This window comes from Nocardia sp. NPDC019219 (assembly GCF_040632645.1).
GTDB classification, from domain to species: Bacteria; Actinomycetota; Actinomycetes; order Mycobacteriales; family Mycobacteriaceae; genus Nocardia; species Nocardia sputorum.
Genome location: NZ_JBEYCG010000004.1, coordinates 20,818 through 38,526, shown reverse-complemented (window position 1 = coordinate 38,526; position 17,709 = coordinate 20,818). Strand labels below are relative to the sequence as shown.

General features: G+C 68.6%; 17 protein-coding genes. 10 read left to right on the top strand and 7 right to left on the bottom strand.

Annotated features, from left to right (window positions below):
* The first annotated feature begins 7 nt into the window (after positions 1 to 7).
* The 5 genes from gvpO to ABZ552_RS09555 are packed head-to-tail and all read left to right on the top strand — an operon-like array spanning position 8 to position 2,027.
* Positions 8 to 340, top strand: coding sequence for a gas vesicle protein GvpO (gene gvpO, locus ABZ552_RS09575; protein WP_281877971.1), 333 nt, complete (start codon positions 8 to 10; stop codon positions 338 to 340).
* Positions 337 to 720 carry a gas vesicle protein gene (locus tag ABZ552_RS09570; RefSeq protein ID WP_281877970.1) on the top strand — a complete coding sequence of 128 codons (384 nt, stop codon included), beginning with the start codon at positions 337 to 339 and terminating at the stop codon, positions 718 to 720. Before gvpO ends, ABZ552_RS09570 begins: the two co-directional genes overlap by 4 nt.
* Positions 717 to 1,508 (top strand): GvpL/GvpF family gas vesicle protein, encoded by a 792-nt coding sequence (locus tag ABZ552_RS09565; protein WP_281877969.1) that lies wholly within the window; start codon positions 717 to 719, stop codon positions 1,506 to 1,508. Before ABZ552_RS09570 ends, ABZ552_RS09565 begins: the two co-directional genes overlap by 4 nt.
* Positions 1,505 to 1,735 (top strand): gas vesicle protein, encoded by a 231-nt coding sequence (locus tag ABZ552_RS09560; protein WP_281877967.1) that lies wholly within the window; start codon positions 1,505 to 1,507, stop codon positions 1,733 to 1,735. The genes ABZ552_RS09565 and ABZ552_RS09560 overlap by 4 nt, the downstream gene beginning before the upstream one ends.
* On the top strand, positions 1,728 to 2,027 hold the full coding sequence (locus ABZ552_RS09555; protein WP_281877966.1) for a gas vesicle protein K: 300 nt from the start codon (positions 1,728 to 1,730) through the stop codon (positions 2,025 to 2,027). The genes ABZ552_RS09560 and ABZ552_RS09555 overlap by 8 nt, the downstream gene beginning before the upstream one ends.
* A gap of 40 nt (positions 2,028 to 2,067) precedes the next feature.
* On the opposite strand, the gene ABZ552_RS09550 is transcribed toward ABZ552_RS09555, so the two are convergent.
* The gene (locus ABZ552_RS09550; protein ID WP_357436398.1) at positions 2,068 to 2,490 is read right to left on the bottom strand and encodes a hypothetical protein; all 423 of its coding nucleotides are present in this window, start codon (positions 2,488 to 2,490) and stop codon (positions 2,068 to 2,070) included.
* A gap of 234 nt (positions 2,491 to 2,724) precedes the next feature.
* Here ABZ552_RS09550 and ABZ552_RS09545 point away from each other — a divergent pair, with 234 nt between their 5' ends.
* Entirely contained in the window at positions 2,725 to 3,459 is a 735-nt protein-coding gene (locus ABZ552_RS09545) for a TVP38/TMEM64 family protein (RefSeq protein WP_357436396.1), read from the top strand.
* A 31-nt stretch (positions 3,460 to 3,490) separates the two neighbouring features.
* Here the strand turns inward: ABZ552_RS09545 and gcvH are convergent, their stop codons facing one another.
* Together gcvH and ABZ552_RS09535 are read right to left on the bottom strand one after the other, a co-directional pair.
* Positions 3,491 to 3,883, bottom strand: coding sequence for a glycine cleavage system protein GcvH (gene gcvH / locus ABZ552_RS09540; RefSeq protein ID WP_281877962.1), 393 nt, complete (start codon positions 3,881 to 3,883; stop codon positions 3,491 to 3,493).
* Between the two features lie 491 nt (positions 3,884 to 4,374).
* On the bottom strand, positions 4,375 to 4,821 hold the full coding sequence (locus ABZ552_RS09535) for a cupin domain-containing protein (RefSeq protein WP_281877961.1): 447 nt from the start codon (positions 4,819 to 4,821) through the stop codon (positions 4,375 to 4,377).
* Positions 4,822 to 4,975: 154 nt separating this feature from the next.
* Here ABZ552_RS09535 and ABZ552_RS09530 point away from each other — a divergent pair, with 154 nt between their 5' ends.
* Positions 4,976 to 5,683, top strand: a complete 708-nt coding sequence (locus tag ABZ552_RS09530) for a TetR family transcriptional regulator (protein ID WP_350356432.1) — start codon at positions 4,976 to 4,978, stop codon at positions 5,681 to 5,683.
* A 339-nt stretch (positions 5,684 to 6,022) separates the two neighbouring features.
* The gene (locus tag ABZ552_RS09525; RefSeq protein ID WP_281917462.1) at positions 6,023 to 7,726 is read left to right on the top strand and encodes a metallophosphoesterase; all 1,704 of its coding nucleotides are present in this window, start codon (positions 6,023 to 6,025) and stop codon (positions 7,724 to 7,726) included.
* A 6-nt stretch (positions 7,727 to 7,732) separates the two neighbouring features.
* Here ABZ552_RS09525 and ABZ552_RS09520 read toward each other — a convergent pair whose 3' ends face one another.
* Entirely contained in the window at positions 7,733 to 8,068 is a 336-nt protein-coding gene (locus ABZ552_RS09520; protein ID WP_281877957.1) for a TfoX/Sxy family protein, read from the bottom strand.
* A gap of 379 nt (positions 8,069 to 8,447) precedes the next feature.
* Here ABZ552_RS09520 and ABZ552_RS09515 point away from each other — a divergent pair, with 379 nt between their 5' ends.
* Positions 8,448 to 10,769: a hypothetical protein gene (locus ABZ552_RS09515; RefSeq protein ID WP_281917461.1), complete on the top strand. Its 2,322-nt coding sequence runs from the start codon at positions 8,448 to 8,450 to the stop codon at positions 10,767 to 10,769.
* Between the two features lie 55 nt (positions 10,770 to 10,824).
* Here ABZ552_RS09515 and ABZ552_RS09510 read toward each other — a convergent pair whose 3' ends face one another.
* Positions 10,825 to 11,799, bottom strand: coding sequence for an alpha/beta hydrolase family protein (locus ABZ552_RS09510; protein WP_281917460.1), 975 nt, complete (start codon positions 11,797 to 11,799; stop codon positions 10,825 to 10,827).
* 518 nt (positions 11,800 to 12,317) lie between these two features.
* The gene (locus ABZ552_RS09505) at positions 12,318 to 13,229 is read right to left on the bottom strand and encodes an NAD-dependent epimerase/dehydratase family protein (RefSeq protein WP_357436392.1); all 912 of its coding nucleotides are present in this window, start codon (positions 13,227 to 13,229) and stop codon (positions 12,318 to 12,320) included.
* A gap of 141 nt (positions 13,230 to 13,370) precedes the next feature.
* Between ABZ552_RS09505 and ABZ552_RS09500 the strand changes: the two genes are divergently transcribed.
* A complete protein-coding gene (locus tag ABZ552_RS09500; RefSeq protein WP_281877952.1) occupies positions 13,371 to 14,378 on the top strand; it encodes a helix-turn-helix domain-containing protein in 1,008 nt (335 codons plus the stop codon).
* A 36-nt stretch (positions 14,379 to 14,414) separates the two neighbouring features.
* On the opposite strand, the gene ABZ552_RS09495 is transcribed toward ABZ552_RS09500, so the two are convergent.
* Positions 14,415 to 17,285, bottom strand: coding sequence for a TIR domain-containing protein (locus ABZ552_RS09495; protein ID WP_281877951.1), 2,871 nt, complete (start codon positions 17,283 to 17,285; stop codon positions 14,415 to 14,417).
* Between the last annotated feature and the right edge of the window lie 424 nt (positions 17,286 to 17,709).

The window sequence follows — 17,709 nt, the reverse complement described above, 5'->3', positions numbered from 1 at the left end:
GAGGCGCGTGGCACGCAAGACCACTTCGGAAGACACCGAGGGCGTGCGCTCGGCCTCGGACGAACCGCCTGGGCTCACCGCGGCCCAGGCGATCGCGGCGGCCACCGCGAATCTGGTGGAGCTGACCTCGAAGCAAGTGGAGGGGGTCACGTCGATGGAACCGACGGAGGACGGCTGGCTGGTGGAGATCGAGGTGCTCGAGGACCGCCGCATCCCGTCGTCGGCGGACATCCTCGCACTCTACGAGGTGGAGATCGATCTCGACGGAAATCTGCTGGCCTACCACCGGACCAGACGCTACGGCCGCGGCAGCACCGACATCGGAAGGGCTCGGTCATGACGGTGGTCGGCGGCGGGTCGTCCGCACCGCAGCCCTTCGGCGGTGGGCATTCGACGAACCTCGCCGACATCCTCGAGCGGGTGCTCGACAAGGGTTTGGTGATCGCGGGCGACATCCAGGTGAACCTGCTCGACATCGAATTGCTCACGATCAAGCTGCGGCTGGTGATCGCGTCGTTGGAGACGGCCAAGTCGGTGGGCATCGATTGGTGGGAGACCGACCCCTGGCTCAACAGCAAAGCCCGCACGCTGGAGCGGCAGGACCGCGATCTCGAACTCGAGAACAAGAAGCTCCGCGACCGGATCGCCCAACTGGAGGCCGCGAACGAACAGCCTCGGCCCGTCGAGCGTCGCCGCGCCCCCAGGGAAGAGCGATCGTGACCGAGGATCTCGGCGTCTGGCTGTACGCGGTGACGCCCAGCCTGGGCGACGCGGCGGACCTCGGCGAGCTGACCGGCGTCGCGGGCGAGCCGGTGCGCGCCGTGGTCTCGGACGACCTGACCGCTCTCGTCGGATCGGTGCCGCTGGAGGTGTTCGGGGAGCAACCGCTGCGCAGGCATCTGGAGGATCTCGATTGGCTGGAGGGCACGGCCCGGGCGCATGACGCCGTCGTGTCGGCCGCGGTGCGCCGAGGTCCGGTCGTGCCGCTCCGGCTGGCCACCGTTTTCCTGGATGACGACCGGGTGCGCGACCTGCTCGACCAGCGGCGAGCCGACTTCACCGCAGCGCTCGCGCTGGTGAGCGGCCGCACCGAATGGGGGGTGAAGGCCTACGGTGACCGCGCCGCGCTCACCGCGGCCGTAGCCGAAGCCCGCGCGAGCGAAAACAGCGGGAAGGGCGCGGGCGCGGCGTATCTGGCCCGCCGCCGCGCGCAACTGTCCGCGCAGGAGACCGTGGAACGCGACGCGGCGCAGCGCGCGGACGAGATCCACACGCGTCTGGTTCGCCACGCGGCGGCCGGACGGCGTCAGGCGCTGACCGACCCGACCTTGAGCGGCCGCCGGGATTGGCTGGTGCTCAACGGGACCTACCTCGTGGACGACGACCGCACCGACGACTTCGCCACCACCGTCGCCGCGCTCGGCGACGAATTCCCTGGCATCCGGCTCGAACTCACCGGCCCTTGGCCGCCGTACTCGTTCGCCGGCGTGGAGCGGGAGTCGGCATGAGCCGGGCCACCCGGGAGGTCGACGACGAGCGGCGCGTCGCGCTGGTCGACCTGCTGGATCGGGTACTGGCCGGCGGGGTGGTGATCACCGGCGACATCAAACTCGCCATCGCGGACGTCGACCTGGTCCAGATCTCGTTACGGGCCCTCATCTCCTCGATCAGCACCCTGTCCGCGTCGCTCGGGCCCGCCGCGGAGCGCGCCCTGGAACCGCCCGCCGATGACTGAGTTCGGCGGCATCCCACCGCGTATCGACACCGAACCGGAATCCGTCGAGCGCGGACTGGTCAGCCTCGTCCTCACCCTGGTGGAACTGCTCCGCCAACTCATGGAGCGCCAAGCGATCCGCCGCGTCGACGCCGGCGACCTCACCGACGACCAGATCGAACGCATCGGCACCACCCTCATGCTCCTGGAACAACGCATGGAGGAACTCCGCGACCACTTCGGCCTCACCCCCGAAGACCTCAACATCGACCTCGGCCCCCTGGGCACCCTCCTCCCCCGCGACCCACCCTGAACATCGAGAACAACGGCACATCGCTGAGTGCCGGCCGCGTTCACCGATCGAAGCCGCGGAAAACACCGTCGTCGTCGACGCTGCCTGCGTAGTCCTCGAAGTCCATGTTGGCGAGGAGGAAGTTGGCCTCGACCTCGGCCATCGCGCTCGGCGCGATCCGGAACACCGCGTCGCCGTCCCCTCGGACATCCTCGTCGCTGGTATCGACCGCCAGCAGTGGGTGCTCGGGGTCGGTCATCGTGGTGGTGTCGGCGAGGAACACATAGGTCTGGCCATCGACCAGATCCCCCAGGTCGGCGGGGGTGAGCCCGTCGAAGGCCACGTCGTCGACGGGTGTCAGCTCTGTCATCGTGTCTTCGTCGTAGGACGCGATGACCGCCGCGAGGGTTTGCGCCCACGCCGCGTCGTCGGTGAAATCAGTACGCACCAGAAGCGATTCGCCCTCGGGCAGAGACCGTGCCATACGCCGATTGTGCACTACCGCAGCCGAACACCATGTGGGCATCAAGATCAACGGCACATGAGCGAGGAGTCCTCTCGGCGAACGCCACAGCCATGTGCGGTTGATCTTGGAGGCTTAGGGGTAGCGGTAGAACGCTCGGCCGGTGCTGGTAGCCGTAGACCTCGTCCCGACGGCGGGGCTCGCGTGCGCCTGGAGTCGAAGCGGTGGTCGGCGTGCGGCAGGATTGCGCTCATCATGACCGGCACCGAGCATTCCTTTCCCGTCGGACGTCGCAGGCACGTCGTGCGGCTCGCGCTGCTGGCCGGGGGGCTGGCAGTGATGTTCTATCTGGTCGCCGTCGCCCGAGTGATCGATGTCGAGGGTGCGCGCGATGTGGTCGCGGCGACGGGGCCCGCCGCACCGTTCGCCTACGTGGTGATGTCGGCCGTCCTCGGGGCCGTCTTCGTTCCCGGCCCGTTGCTGGCCGCGGCAAGCGGACTGCTGTTCGGGCCGCTGGTGGGGACGTTCGTGACGCTGGGTTCCGCGGTGGGCACGGCGATCAGCACCAGCTTCCTCGGGCGTCGGGCGGGCCGCGAGAGCGCACGCGGCTTGCTCGGCCCCGAGCGGGCCGAGCGCATCGACGCGCAGATCGAGCGGCGCGGCCTGTGGGCGGTCGTCGGGCAGCGCTTCGTTCCCGGCATCTCCGATGCGCTCGCGTCGTATGTGTTCGGCGCGTTCGGAGTTCCGTTGTGGCAGATGGCCGTCGGCGCGTTCATCGGATCCGCGCCGCGCGCGTTCGTCTACACCGCGCTCGGCGCGTCGATCGGCGACCTGTCGGCCCCTCTCGCCTACACCGCCATAGCGGTGTGGTGTGCCACCGCGATCATCGGAGCGTTCGCCGCACATCGCGGCTACCGGAGTTGGCGCGGCCGGGGTGCCCGTGCCGAGCGCGGCAGAGTGCCGGACCGCGACCCCGAGCTGGACGACTGAAGCCGAGCTTGCGCTGGGACGGCGTTCCCGGTTACGCGCCGAGATCCTCGAGCAACCGGCGGTAGGCGGCGGCGTCGAGCAACTCGTCATCCGAGGCCCCTTCCGCTCGCCTGATCTTGAACAGCCAGGCCGCGTACGGGTCGTTGTTCACCTGCTCGGGGTCATCCGCGATGGCCGGGTTGACCTCGACCACCACGCCGCGGGCCGGGCAGTACATCTCGGCGATGGCCGAGACCGCCTCCACGGCGCCGACGGCCTCGCCGGTGCCGACGAACATGCCCACCTGGGGCGTGGTGACGAAGAGGATCGTGCCCAAGTTCTGTTGCGCGTGGTCGGTGAGTCCGACCGCCAGCGTGCCATCACGCTCCTGCCGTGCCCACATGTGCGCATCGGTGTACTTCAATCCAGCAGGAATCATCGACATATCTGGTCTCCATCCGGAAGTCGATGCACCGCGTATCGCCCGCTGCGGACGATCACCACACAGCTTGCTACGCCGCCCGCGGCCGTGGACCCCGCACACGCCGACCCGAAGACAGCGTCGCCGAATCGTGCTCCTTCGTTCCCACGGCGCGAACGTACGCGCTCCAGCGCCGCCACCGTCACCGGTCCGTCCCCGGGCGGCCACCGCCACCAGTCCCTCCCCAGGCCACCACCAGTCCGTCCCTAGGCAACTACCAGTCCGTCCCCGGGCCGCCACCATCACCAGTCCCTCTCCAGGCAGCCACCCGCCACCAGTCCGTCGCGGTGCGGCCATCGTCACCGGTCCGTCGCCTGGGCATCGTCGTCTACCCGACCGGGCGATCGGGACAACCAGTTATCCGGCCGATCGATACCCCTGCGAACTGCCGGTACGCCGAGTCCGACCGCTCGGCGTACCGACTGCGGATTCGCTCGATCGAGGGACGGGGCTCCCTACGCGCAGGGCGGGGCGGGGGCGTCGATGAACAGGGGCTCGCCGGTGGGTGGGGCGTAGACGACGTCGAGGACGAGCGGTTCGGCGCCGAGGTTCAGGCCGACGTGGACGTTCCATTCGCCCGCGGGCTCGTAGATGAACTCGCCGGTGCGGTAGACCGGAGCGTCGCAATCGGGGCCGGGGTGGGTGAGCGTGCCCGATCGGATGAAGCCGAAGACCGGGCCGACGTGGTAATGCCAGCCGGTGGAGCCGCCGGGACCGATCGTGATCTCGCGGACCACCAGATCGGTGCCCGCGACGAAGGGCACCAGCCCGGCGGGAATCCGGGCCTGCCCGAGGGTGACGGCGGTGATGTCGCTGCCGGGCGTCGCGTCGGCGTGCGCCGCGCTCACCAGAGCGCCGGCGAGCACGACCGGCGCCACGGCGACGCGGAGAAAGAGCGTCATCCCCGCAGCTTAGCCACGGGCGTGCCGCGCCGGAACCTCGTTTCACCGAACCGGCCGGTCACGGCCATCGGCGATGCTCGCGCTGTCGGGAACCGGCAGCCACCCGCGGTCGTGGCGAGTATCCGCGACGGGAGCGCTGGATTACCGTACGTACGTGGTTCGGACAGACGAAGGAGATCCAGCGGCGAAGATCATCGACGTCGTCTTGTCGATGCTCGAGTCCGACGGTTACGACGCCGTCCAGCTGCGTGCGGTCGCCCGGGACGCGCACGTCTCCCTCGCCACGGTCTACAAGCGGTACCCCACCCGTGACGATCTGCTGCTCGCCGCGGTGGAGCGATGGATGGCTACCAACACCTACGCCACCCCCGCGCGGCCGATCGACGGCGAGCCGCTGACCGACGGCTTGATGCGCTTGCTGCGGTACGTGTTCGAACCGTGGGAACGGAATCCCCGGATGCTCGAGGCCTACTATCGCGCGCGCTCCGGTCCCGGCGGCCGGCGACTGGACGCGCAAGGCTTCGACGCCGTGCTGCCCGCCGCGAGCGCGCTGCTGGCCGGTGCCGATCCGGACTACATCGCCGACATCGCGCTCGTGCTGACCAACATGATCTACGCGCTGATCGGCCGCTTCGCGAGCGCCGACCTCGACATCGCCGAGATCCTGCCCGCCCTCGAACGGACGGTCCGCAGGCTCACCGCGAACAACGAACCGCTGGCAGCCGCCGCCGAATGCCCGCCGACAGGCACGCCGAGCTTCCCTTGGAGCGCTTCGCTCGTGTCCCCGTTCGCCCCCGGTCCGCCCTCCGAACGGGATCGGTCGCCGAATCCCTCGGCCACCACTGATCAGCCACCGGCGTGACCGGCCGTGCATGGCCGCCTCCCGTAGATGCACGGTTTGTAGACCGGTGAGCCGCACGGGGTTCGGTGAAGCCTGCCCGTCACCCGGCCTTGTCGATGCGGACCACACCTCGCGCGGTCCCGTCATCCGTCGCAATCGCAAGCGTGGAATGACTAGAGGGAGCGAGTAATTGCCGCAGGGAACGCGAGTCCCTACGAAATACGTTCAGCCATCGTACTTTTCCCGCATTTCCGGCAAATGCCCCAAATCGTAAGGCCGAAAGGGACTGTTCACGGGTATTCCCGCCCCCGGTGCGGTGTCGAGTTGCTCCGTGCGCCCGGCCGCGACAGCATCTGCGGTATGCCGTCCACACCGCTGAATCCAGCAGGCGACATTCCGGACACCGGAATTCCCGGCCAGCTCGCTGCCCACATGACCATGACCGAGCAGCACGAATGGCACCGTTCCTACATGCGCCGCCGTCCGGTGTCGCGGCGCAATATCCTGCGCGGCGCCGCGGCGGCCGCAGCGGTGGCCGCGGTCGGCACGACACCGTTCGGCAAGCGCGCCTACGCCGACGAGGCCCAGCTCGCGGTGGGCGGACGGCGCGTGGCCTTCGGCCAGGACGCGGCCAGCCAGTTGCGTTTCGCGGCGCAGCTGTCGCGGCGTCCGGCAGGCGCCACGGTGTACCTCGACCACGGACCGACACCGGCCCTGGGCGCGACGGTCGAGGCCGAGGTGCGCAACCTGCTGACCCAATTGCCCACGGCCGACGGCGGCGTGCTCGCGACCGAACAGTTCTACGCTCACGCCCCGGTGGACGGTCTTCCCGGCCGGGTTCCGCACTTCTACCGCTGGCGGACCTCCGACGGATTCGTCGGCGACATCCGCGCCGCCGCGCCCGCGATGCCCAGCGCACGACCGGCGGTCCTTCCGTTCCGCTTCACCATGATGGGCGACCAGGGCACCGACCAGACCCCGGCGCTGCCGGAGGGCGTCGCTCCCGGCGACTACGACGACAAGTACTACAAGGCCGACAACGATCCGGCCGCGCCGCACGCGAGCAACGTGCTGCGCCAGATTGCCGCCGCCCGGCCCGATTTCCACATCCTCGCAGGCGACATCGCCTATGCCGACCCTTCGGGTGCGGGCAAGCCGGGGCAGTTCGTCGCGCACGGCGCGCGATCGGCGAGCGGGTTCGACAAATACAATCCCTACGTCTGGGACGTCTACTTCAACGCGATCGAGACCAGCGCCGCCCAGACGCCGTGGATGTTCGCCACCGGCAACCACGACATGGAAGCGACCTACGGCGAGCACGGCTACGGCGGCCACCTGGCGCGGCTGGACTTCCCCGGCAACGGTCCGGCGGGCTGCCCGTCGGCGTACTCGTTCACCTACGGCAACCTCGCGGTGCTCTCCCTGGACGCCAACGACGTCTCCTACGAGATCCGCGCGAACAGTGGTTATTCCGGCGGGGCGCAGACGAGCTGGGTGGAACGCACCTTGGCGGCCTACCGCGCCGACCCCGATATCGACTTCATCGTCTGCTTCTTCCATCACTGCGCCTACTCGACCACCGAATCGCACGCCAGCGACGGCGGCGTGCGGGACGCGTGGGTGGGCCTGTTCGACCGCTACCAGGTGGATCTGGTGTTGCAGGGCCACAACCACGTCTACGAGCGCACCGATCCGCTCCGCGGCGGCCAGGCGACGAAGGTGGCGGGCGACAACTCGATCGTCTATCCGGAGACCGACGGCACCGTCTACTACACCGTGGGCGGCGGCGGACGCCCGCGCTACGAATTCCAGCCCGGGTCGCGAGAGACCTTCCGCGGCGACGAGCTGCCCGACACCTCGGTGCCGAACAGCTACGTCTGGACGCCGGGCGGCGGCAAGCAGGACGAAGCCGCACCGTGGTCGCGGGTCCGCTTCCGCAACTACTCGTTCCTGCGCGTCGACGTGCGTCCGGGCGTTTTCGCCAGCGAGATGGACGTGGTCGCGGTGGACGAGTACGGCCGCGAATTCGACCGCCTACTCTTCCGACGGCAAGTCCGCCCCTGAGCTGGGTCAGTTCTTGTTCTTCTTGGGTGGGAGGGTCCGAGCGTAGGCGACGCCGCGCTCGACCCATTCCCGCAGCACTTCGTCGTCGTCGACGGCGGCGACCCGCAGCCAGCCGACCATCTCACGCCCGCCCATGACCATGGGCTGCACGGCGTCACCGAGCAGCCGCTCCCCCTCGTCGGGGTCGACTCGCACCAGCAGACCGCCCTGTCCGCTGGCGGCCACCGCCATATTGCCGCCGATCAAGAAGGCGAGACCGCCGAACATCTTCCGCTCGGTGCGCTCGGGCCCGGGTGGGATCAGTTCCCGGATTCGCTCGGCCAACTCCTCGTCGTATGCCATAGCGGCATTGTTCACCTGCTGTACGACAAGTCGGGCGATCCGCGATCGAGAACGGCCGCGTGTCCCCTGCCGATAGCCGGCGAGGCAGAGGCGGTGGTCCAGCCACACGTCGATGACCCGGCATGCCTCGTCCGGTGACTTGCGACGCGAAAATCAGTGCAGCACATACCGTTTGCTGGGCAACCCAGGTAGCGGGTCGAGGTACTTACGTACACTCCCGAGCCGTCTGGATGTCATTGGACGTTCAAGCGGATGTTTCCGCACCTGTCTGTAATACAGGCGTGAGACGGGGCGGACAGTGCCATCGGCGTTCGCGCGCAACCCGTTTCGGAATTCGCAGTCGACTGCGCCCCCCAAAGACGGGACGAAGGACGCTTCCGTGCACATCCCAGCGGTGCGACCACGCACTGTCCGCCCGAGCTCATCTCCTCGGAGATCGCTTCCAGTTCTCGATATCCTCTCCGCCGCTGCACGCGCAGTCCGCGGTGACGCGCCGCACCGGTGGCCGCGTTCCGGGACAGGCGCTTGGCGGCGGCGGGCCCTCGGGATCGCCCTCTCCTTCTTCGCGCTGTTCGTCTTCCCCGGCTTCGTCGGCGCGCTGGCCGCCGCCCAGGACGCGGCGGGCGTCGCGTCGGGCACGTCCGGGATCGACGGGCTCAGCTGGATGAACATCCACGACTCGTCGGGAATCGCGCTGTCGGACTACCGCTTCGCGACCGGCGACGAAAGCTTGTTCAAGCCACGCGCCACCATCTTGTGGGCGATGCTGGGCTTGGAATTCATCGGCTACATAGCCATCGTGACGACGGCGATCTGGTTGATCGGCTACGCGTTGAGCTTCCGGTGGCTGGACATGTTCAGCTCCGCGCTGCACGGCGTGGCCGACGCGCTGACCGCGCAGATCGCGACCCCGATCATGCTGGTCACCGCCGCGACCATCGGCGCGTTCTGCGTCGGATGGTTCATGGTGCGCGGCTACCACGCGAAGGCAACCACGCAGGTGGTGACGATGGTGGGCGTGGCGTTGCTCGGCCCGCTGTTCCTGGCCGAGCCGTTGGCGGACGTGCTGTCCTCGCACGGCTTGCTGGCTCAGGGCCGCGACCTCGGCATCTCGGTGGCAGCCGGCCTGAACGGGAACTCCCACCCCAACCCCACCCAGTTGGTGGCGACGATGCAGAGCGATCTGGCCGACAATTTCGCCCGGCAACCGCTGCAGGTCTGGAATTTCGGGCACACGGTCGACCAGCGGCCCGCCTGCCGGTCGGCGTGGTCGGCGGGCGTGGCGGCAGGTGATGACAACCGGGTGATCAGCGGTTTGAAATCGTGCGGCGACGCCGCGGCGCACGCGAAGGCGGAAAACCCTTCCATGGGGCAGGTCGCGACCGGGCTCATGCTGTTGACCTGCGGCGGCATCCTGCTGGCCTTCGCGATGTATCTCGGACTGAAGGTCATCAAGGCGGCGCTGGACACGATCTATCACGGGTTCATGTCGATATTCGGCTTCGCCGCGGGCGGATTCGTCTACGGACCCACGCAGACGTTCTTGGTGCGCAATGTGGTCGACAGTTTCGTCGCGGCGGCACGAATGACGGCCTACACCATATTCCTCGGGGTGTACGTGCTGTTGATGGGCAACCTGTTCGCGCAAGCCCGCGGTCAGGTCATGGCGGTGATCATCATCGCGGGCACCGTCGAGATCATCGCCATATTCCAGCTCAAACGCCTCAGCAGCGGCCTCAGCCGCGGCAACGACTGGATCGCCAACCGATTCGGTCTGGCCATCCAGGGCAGCGGCAAGTCGGCGAGCAGCAGCGGCACCGCTCTCGGAATGGGCGGTGGCAGCGGCGGCGGTGGCGGGAAGTCCGCGCCGGGGATGGGCTTCGTGAGCACGCTCACCACGCTCAATGCCGTCAACTCCTCGCCGGTCACGGCATGGCTCGCCGGCGGCCGGGTGAATCCGTTGAACCCGCTGGCCGGCACTCGAAGGAGAATTGAACGCTCCACCAGGAGGATCCTGGCCAGTCGCGAAGAGGGATACATCGAGCATCAGCTGTCCCGCACGAACTGGCGGGGTGTCGCGGTCAACGCGGCCACATCGGTGGGCGGCATACACACCCAACTGGGTGTCACCCGCGCCCTGAAAGTACTGCGCGACAACAAGGTCCCCGATTCGCGGATCCACGCCGTCCTGCTCTCCTCCGGCGCCACCCACGAGCGGGTCACCAACGCGTTCACGGCGTACTCCGTCCAGGAATCGACGGCGTCGCAGAATCCGTACAGCTTCGCACCGTTGCAGAAGGCGATCGCGGCGGCGTGGGCGGTCGACAACCACGTCGGCCACGAGGCGCACGATGCGTTCGCCGCTCAGGCGGTCATCGCGGCGGACAGTTTCGTCCGGCACAGCAACGCGCCCGCTCCCGGCGCCAACATCGATCAAGCGTTCGTGCGGCGGGTCGAGCAGAACTGGCATTCGGACCGGGCGCTGCGCGCGGCGATCACGCCGGACGAGTGGGACAACGCGGGCCGCGACACCCGATGGGCGATCGGCCACCGGGTCGCGACCATGCACCAGCAGGCCGCCCGGGATTACTACGAGAATCCGAACGACATGACCAGAGAAGCCCTGATGCGATCGGCCAGACGCGTCGCCAACCTCGATCACCTCGATCCCGAAGGTGGACTCGACCCCTGGAATCCGTAGCGAACCACATTCGCCCGTGACCGGTCGGCCCGGCCTTGCCGCCGGGCCGACCGGGTCAGACGCCCAGCGCGCCGGCGAACAACGGCCAGGACTCGTGCACGTCGTCCTGCCAATACATCCAGGCGTGCGTGCCTGCGGGGCGGAGATTCGCCGTGAACGGGATGCCGAGGGCGCTCAACCGGTCCACGAACGCGCGGGTACAGCCGTTGATCACCGTCTCCATGGCCCCGCCGACCAGCAGCCGATCCACCAGCCGCGCGGGGTTGCCGTCGATGCTCGGATCAGTGAGCGCCTCATGGGCTCCCGGCGCACCGGTGCCCGCCGAGATGTAGAGCGCCACACCGCGCAGCCGGTCGGCTTGCACCATGGGGTCGTTCGCCACCCAGAGCGAGTCGCCCGGCGGACCCCACATGTTGGCCGGGTCCGCGCCGAACACACCCAACTGCGCTCGGACCATCGCCTGGCCCATCGGATCGCTGGTGCGCGGGCACCCGCTGTAGGCGCCGACCGCCCGATACAGGCCGGGCGCGCTGATCGCGAGATTCAACGCGGAGGTCGCCGACATCGACAGGCCCGCCACGGCATTGCGGCCGTTCATGCCGAACCTGGCGGCCAGCACCGGCGGCAGCTCCCTGGTCAGGAACGTGGTCCACTTGACGCGACCGAGCACGGGATCGTCACGCAGCCAATCGGTGTAGTAGCTGGCGCGTCCGCTCATCGGCACGATCACGTTGACCGGTTTGTCGGCGAAGAACGCCGCGACGTCGGTGCGCCGCGTCCACGGCCCGCCGTCCTCGCCGCCGTCCACGGCGTTGAGCAGGTACAGCGCGGGTGCGCCCGCACCCGGATGCGACACCCACAGTGTGATGGGGCGATCCATCGCCGCCGAGTGGACCACGACTTCGAACTCCCGTCCGCCCAGCGGGCGCACGTCGAGGATGCTCGCGCCGGGGTCGGCGGTGGTCGTGGCCGGGACGAAGGCGGCGCACACCGCGAGAAGAGGAACCAGGCATCGCAGGAGCCGGTACATGGAACGAGTTTCTACCATGCCCTTCTCAGCACTCCCGGCATTCAACGGGCGTGTTCGCTATCGCGCGGGAAATCGCTGGTAATCGGCGATGACATAGCGACATTGTCGACATCATGCGGACGATGGCAATCAACCAGCTAAAAGGTTGTCGACAGGTGCCGCAGACCCAGGCGACTCACCTCGGGTGCTTGTCCGGAGAGCCCGCAGCACCCGCCCACCACCTGTCGGTCGCGGATCTGCGCGCGAAGCCGAAGCGAGCGAGTAGCGCCAGTGGCGACGCCACCGTCTACGACGTCATAGGCGACGGCACGACGGCGCTGCGGCACCGAGCGGAAGCGGTGCACTGGACGCACGCCGAGTATTCGAGCCCGGTGCGCCGAGTGGTGGCGAACGACCCCGCGCACCCGCCCACCACCCCGGCCGAGCCGCGCGCACCACCTGGGCGAACGACTCCGCGCACCCCCGCCAAGCCGCGCGCACCTGGGCGAACGACCGCGCGCACCTGTCGCGCACCCCGGTCAGGCCGCGCCCACCACCTGGGCGAACACCTCGTCCGGATCGGACGCCTTCAGGCCGAACGTGTTGCGGACCGCCGAGTCGTCCACGGCGAAAGGCGCGTGCGACATGTGGTAGGTCTCGAACAACTCGGCCCAGAAGGGATCGGTGAGACCGAGCAACGTCAGCTCGCGGTCGCTCATGACCGCCAGCCGCGGCTCGGGCGCCCCGGCGGCCGCGGCGAACCGTCCCGCCAGCTCCCGCACGGTGGCGGTGATGACCGGGGCGTGCCACGGGCGGCCCCACGCGCGCTCGTCGCGGGCGGCGGCGACCACTGCCGCCGCAGCGTCACCGACCGCGGTGTACGCGTGCGGCAGGTCGAGTTCCTGCGGCAGCAGCGCCAACTCCCCGGCCAGGATCTTCGGCTGGGCGATGAGGGAGAACAGGGAGATCGCCCCAGGCCCGATGAATTGCCCGGCCCTGACCTCGGTGACGCGCACTCGTCCCGCCCGGTGCGCCTCCTCGGCTTCTCGCCACATTCGGGCGCGCACAAGCCCTTTCGGCCCGGTGGCGGCGAGCGGCGACTGCTCGGTCAGCGGGCCGTCGGCCGGACCATAGCCGTACAGATTGCCCAGCATCACCAAGTTCGCGCCGGTCCGCTCGGCGACGGAGCGAATGGAACCGAACAGCGGCGGGATGGTCTCCGGCCAGGTGTGATACGCGGGCATGGCCATGTTGAACAAGGTTTCGGCGCCCTCGGCCACGGCGGTCAGCGCGGCGGTATCCAGCGCGTCCAGTGCGATTCGCTCGATGTTCGGATGATCGGGTCCTGCGCCACTGCGGCTGACCACGCGCACCCGGTCGCCGGACCCGGCGAGTAGCTCCGCGGTGGCCGAAGCGGTGGCGCCACGTCCGACGATGACCTGCGTAGGCATGTGATTTCTCCTCTGCGGCAACGGAATACACACGATCGTCGGCACACGCCGTGCCGTTCGCCGATCGCGTGCCATTGAGCCTGCCGTGGCGCGAACGGGTAAGCTACTGGCCGGATTGCCAACTATCCCAAGGATCAGGCCATGCACACTGTCGCCGTCGTCGCGGTTCCCCCGGTGAAAGCTTTCGACCTGGCCATGCCGGAAACGGTGCTCGGCGCGGCGATCGTGGACGGTGCACCCGGCTATCGCATTCTGGTGTGCACCGCCGTGCCCGGCGTCCTGCCCGCCGGACTGGGCGGTTTCGACGTGGTCGTCTCCCGGGGACTCGAGGCGATCGAGGAGGCGGACATCGTCATCGTGCCGAGCACCGGCAGCCGCGCCGACGCCGATGCCGCCACGCTGGCCGCCCTGCGTCGCGCGATGGCCGCGGGCAAGCGCGTCACCTCGATCTGCAGCGGCGCCTTCGTTCTGGCGCAGGCGGGTCTGCTGTCCGGCCGCACCGCCACCACGCACTGGGGCCTGGCCGACGAACTGGCGGCGAACCATCCGGACGTGTCGGTTCGCAGCGACGCGCTGTTCATCGAGGACGGCCCGATCACCACGGCCGCCGGCGCGGCGGCCGGAATCGATCTGTGCCTGCATTTGATTCGCGCCGACTACGGCGCGACGGTAGCGAACGCCGCCGCCCGCAGCGCCGTCGTCACTCCGGTGCGGCCGGGCGGGCAGGCGCAGTTCGTGGACGCGCCCTTGCCCGCCGAGAACGGCCTGACGCTCGCGGACACCCGCGCCTGGGCGCTGCGACGACTGGACACACCGCTGTCGCTGGACGACCTGGCCGCCCACGCGCGCACCAGCGTCCGCACGCTGACCCGCCGCTTCCACGAGGAGACCGGGCTCACTCCGCAGAAATGGCTGCTGCACCAGCGCCTGCAACGCGCGAGGGAACTGCTGGAATCCACCACGCTGCCGATGGACCAGGTCGCCAGGCACAGCGGCATCGGCTCGGCGGAATCTCTACGCCAGCACATGATCCGCCATGTCGGGGTGCCTCCGAGCAGCTACCGCGCGTCGTTCACGCGCTCGCCCGAACGCCCGGGCCGCAACGCGAGGGCTGTCGGCGCAGGAGGACAGACCGCCGATCGCCGGTGAAGCAGCCGCCACACCCGTGGGCAAGCCGAACGCGCACTACGGACAGCGGGCTTGTGCGGGGCGCGCAACTCCCATCAGGGCGTTCCATTCGGAGTCGGTGAGGTCGGTACCGGTTTGCTCGCAGGCGGTCCGAATCAGGCCGTCCGGTGAAATGTCGCGTTCGATCAACGTTCCATCCGCGCCGCCGGAGAATGCGGGACCGGGATTCACCGTCACAAGGTACCGTCCGTCAGCGGATACGGCGACCGCAGATTCGACGTGCCAGACGGCATCCGGTTCCAGCTCTCCGAGATTCGTGCCGTCGGCGGCGAAGAGGGTCAATCGGCCTGTCTCGCCTTTCGCGACGACCACGGTCACGTCCGCGGCGGCGGCGATTTGCGGGTGCGCGACTCCAACGCCACGGAAGGGGATCGTCCGCTCACGAGTCGAGCCGGTCCGATCCCATATCTCGATGCTGTCCTTCCGCTGGAGCAGCAGATGCCGCCCCGCGAACTCGATTGCCTGCACGTCTTTGCCGTCGATATCGTGCGTGATCTCCCCTCGCGACAAGTCATAGACCGATATGTCGTCGGCATCGCGCATGACCAGGAATTCTCCGGCCGCATCGATCCGGGCATCGGGGAGTTGGTGGGTCTCGACCGCACCGCCCAGGGGGATGAATTCCGTATCAATACCACCGGTGGCCAAGTCGTGCATGTACACCCTTCCCCTGTCGTCCACAGACACAGCGGTTCCCGAAGTGGACACGCCAGCCGCCCTGACGGTGTGAGTGGGTGGCGGAGACGACAGCACCGCCACCTCGAAGGGCGTTTGCACCGATGGCCGGTGGGCGGATACGCGACGGTCGTAGCCGGAGACCGGATTCGCGGCGAGCACCAACATGCCGCTGTCCGCGCGCCACGCGAGGCTTGCGGACAAGCCTGGTATGGAGAATTGACGGGACGAGTCCGGCCGGAGCTGCTGGATGATCACGACGTCGCTGTTCAGCGCCGAACTTCCCGGGTCCTTGTGCTGGCCTGCGACCGCCGCGGTACGCCCGTCCGGGGACAGTGACAAGCTGGGCGGACAATCATTGCATCCCTTGACGATCGGCACCGGGATGGATTTCGCCAGCCGGTCGCGCTGCGCGAGATCCCACAGGGTGATCAGTCGCCCGGACGCCGAGACCAGTTGTGTTTCAGAGGTCCCTAGAAAGCGCAGTAGCTTCCGGTCGAAGTCGACAGCGGCACCGGTGATCAGTGGTGGCGGCTCCTGGGGTGTCATCTCGCCGGTCACGGGCGCTACGTAGAACCCGGCGTCCGCGCTGGGAACCGCCGCCGTGCGCGCCGAGCGGCTGAGCACGGCTGGAGCCGACCGGCTGGGCAGGACGACACCTACATATCCGGGCTCCGGACGGGCGGCGTCCGACGCCGGACGCGGCCGGAGAACCGGCACCGGAATTCCGGGCAGAACCGCGCATGTGAACGACGACCCGTCGGCCGACAATTCTCCGACGGCTTGGCCGGTGCCGCAGGCGTAGCCGGTATCGAGAGGTGAGAGGTCAACGGCGGCACCGTCTCGAAGCGAGATCTGTCGCACCCTGCCGTAGGTGTCGAGAAGACGCAAGGTCGCGTCATCGATGAACACCATGCTGGTCATCGTCCGCTCGGTCGGAAGCGATGCGATGACCTTCCCCGAGGCGGTGTCGATGATGTCGACCGCCCCTGCGGTGCCTTCTCTCGCATTGGTATCCGTGCGATCCACCGCGCCGAATCTGCCGGACGCGGATATGGCGACGACCTCGACTTTGCTCGCAGCGGGCACGCCGATATCCGGCCGACCGGAATCCCTGCCCCACAGTGTGATCGAGGCGCCGTCCGTGGCGAGAACCGTCCGGCCGTCCGCGGCGACGGCGACCGAGAGGACCGTGCCGGGCAGACGCGCGACCGAAGTCGTCGCCGGATCACCGGGCGCCCAGGTCACGACTTGCCCGTCGGCGAGTCCGGCCACCACCGTCCTTCCGTCGGCGCTGCTCTGCAAGACGGTGACCTCCGCCGGTGCGGCACCGTAACGGGCAACACTCGGACTGGCCAGATTCGCGCGCAGCAGGGCCGCATGGTGAGCAGGACTCGGGTCGAGACGATACGCCGCGACGGCCAGCAACAGCGCGGCGCGGACATCCGTGGCCATCCTGGTGTCGGCGACGGAAGCCATGAGCCGCGCCGTGGCGATTCTGGCCTGCTCCTCGGCGCGATTGCTCTGCACCCGGGCCACGACCGCCGCCACCAGCGCCACGACGAGCAAGAGGACCAATGCGCCGATCGCGGTTTTCGCCCAGCGCAAGTTCCGCCTGGTCTGCTGATAACCCTCGGATTTGACGTCCGCCTCGGAGACACCGCGAATCACCGCGGCGATTCCGACCGCGATGGCGTCGATGTCCGGACGAGGGACGCCATCCGCGTCCTCACGCCATTTGATCGTTTTGTATACGGGTTCGGCCGCGAAAACCCCGAACAGGCGAGGCGGCAGCGCGGTGGAGCGCGCGCGGTCCCAATCCCTGGCATCCTCGTCCCAAACCAGGGACCCGGCACTGAGAACCAGCAGTATCGTCTCGGGAGACCGATGCGCCAGCCACCACTCGATTTCGCGGTCGACCCACATGGACCCGGCAGCCTCGGGCGAAGCCACCACGACGAGCCACTTCGAACGCGACAGGCCCGCGACGATCTTGTCCCGGAGTTCCGGACCGATCGAGACACCGCTGTAGTCGAGGAAGACGCGCATGCGCGGGAAGCGGTACCACGGCCGTGGCAGCTTCTCGATCGCGTTCTGGACCAGCGGAAGCACCGCCCGGTCCCGGTCGCCGCTGTAGGACAGGAACGCGCCGTACCCGGTGTCCGCACGGGTGGTCCGACGCCTCGGCACCACACTCACAACCGTGCCTCGCGTCCTACTGCGTTCGCGTCGGCTGTCCCGCCGCCGAGACGTCGCCGAACACGCCGATCGACACGACTACTCGACCTGCCTGCGCCCTGACGACACAGCGTCTCCATACGCCCCGGCACGTCGGATACCGACGTGCCGAGGTCCCTCGCCGCCCACCATCGCGAACCGGCTTCCACACCTGCGACCGGCATCAGGCCCTCCTCCCCGACTGCCGAGGTTCCGGCACTCCGATTCAACCATCGCGCCGGTGTTCCGTACCGGAAACAGATCCATTTGTCCTGCAATCAATTTCGCTCGCGACGACCATCGGACACATCCGGCGGCACATCGGCGCGTCGTCGCCGGGCCGGTCGGACGATCGCTGTGCGACTCGCCACTGTGACGACGGGTTTTCGCGCGCCCGCCG

What these genes read in the sequence shown, in the direction of transcription:
- ABZ552_RS09550 (WP_357436398.1), bottom strand. Translation starts at nt 2,490, where the DNA reads ATGGCACGGTCTCTGCCCGAGGGCGAATCGCTTCTGGTGCGTACTGAT.
- ABZ552_RS09525 (WP_281917462.1), top strand. Translation starts at nt 6,023, where the DNA reads ATGCCGTCCACACCGCTGAATCCAGCAGGCGACATTCCGGACACCGGA.
- ABZ552_RS09535 (WP_281877961.1), bottom strand. Translation starts at nt 4,821, where the DNA reads ATGACGCTCTTTCTCCGCGTCGCCGTGGCGCCGGTCGTGCTCGCCGGC.
- ABZ552_RS09520 (WP_281877957.1), bottom strand. Translation starts at nt 8,068, where the DNA reads ATGGCATACGACGAGGAGTTGGCCGAGCGAATCCGGGAACTGATCCCA.
- ABZ552_RS09510 (WP_281917460.1), bottom strand. Translation starts at nt 11,799, where the DNA reads ATGTACCGGCTCCTGCGATGCCTGGTTCCTCTTCTCGCGGTGTGCGCC.
- ABZ552_RS09505 (WP_357436392.1), bottom strand. Translation starts at nt 13,229, where the DNA reads ATGCCTACGCAGGTCATCGTCGGACGTGGCGCCACCGCTTCGGCCACC.
- ABZ552_RS09570 (WP_281877970.1), top strand. Translation starts at nt 337, where the DNA reads ATGACGGTGGTCGGCGGCGGGTCGTCCGCACCGCAGCCCTTCGGCGGT.
- ABZ552_RS09560 (WP_281877967.1), top strand. Translation starts at nt 1,505, where the DNA reads ATGAGCCGGGCCACCCGGGAGGTCGACGACGAGCGGCGCGTCGCGCTG.
- ABZ552_RS09555 (WP_281877966.1), top strand. Translation starts at nt 1,728, where the DNA reads ATGACTGAGTTCGGCGGCATCCCACCGCGTATCGACACCGAACCGGAA.
- ABZ552_RS09545 (WP_357436396.1), top strand. Translation starts at nt 2,725, where the DNA reads ATGACCGGCACCGAGCATTCCTTTCCCGTCGGACGTCGCAGGCACGTC.
- ABZ552_RS09500 (WP_281877952.1), top strand. Translation starts at nt 13,371, where the DNA reads ATGCACACTGTCGCCGTCGTCGCGGTTCCCCCGGTGAAAGCTTTCGAC.
- gcvH (WP_281877962.1), bottom strand. Translation starts at nt 3,883, where the DNA reads ATGTCGATGATTCCTGCTGGATTGAAGTACACCGATGCGCACATGTGG.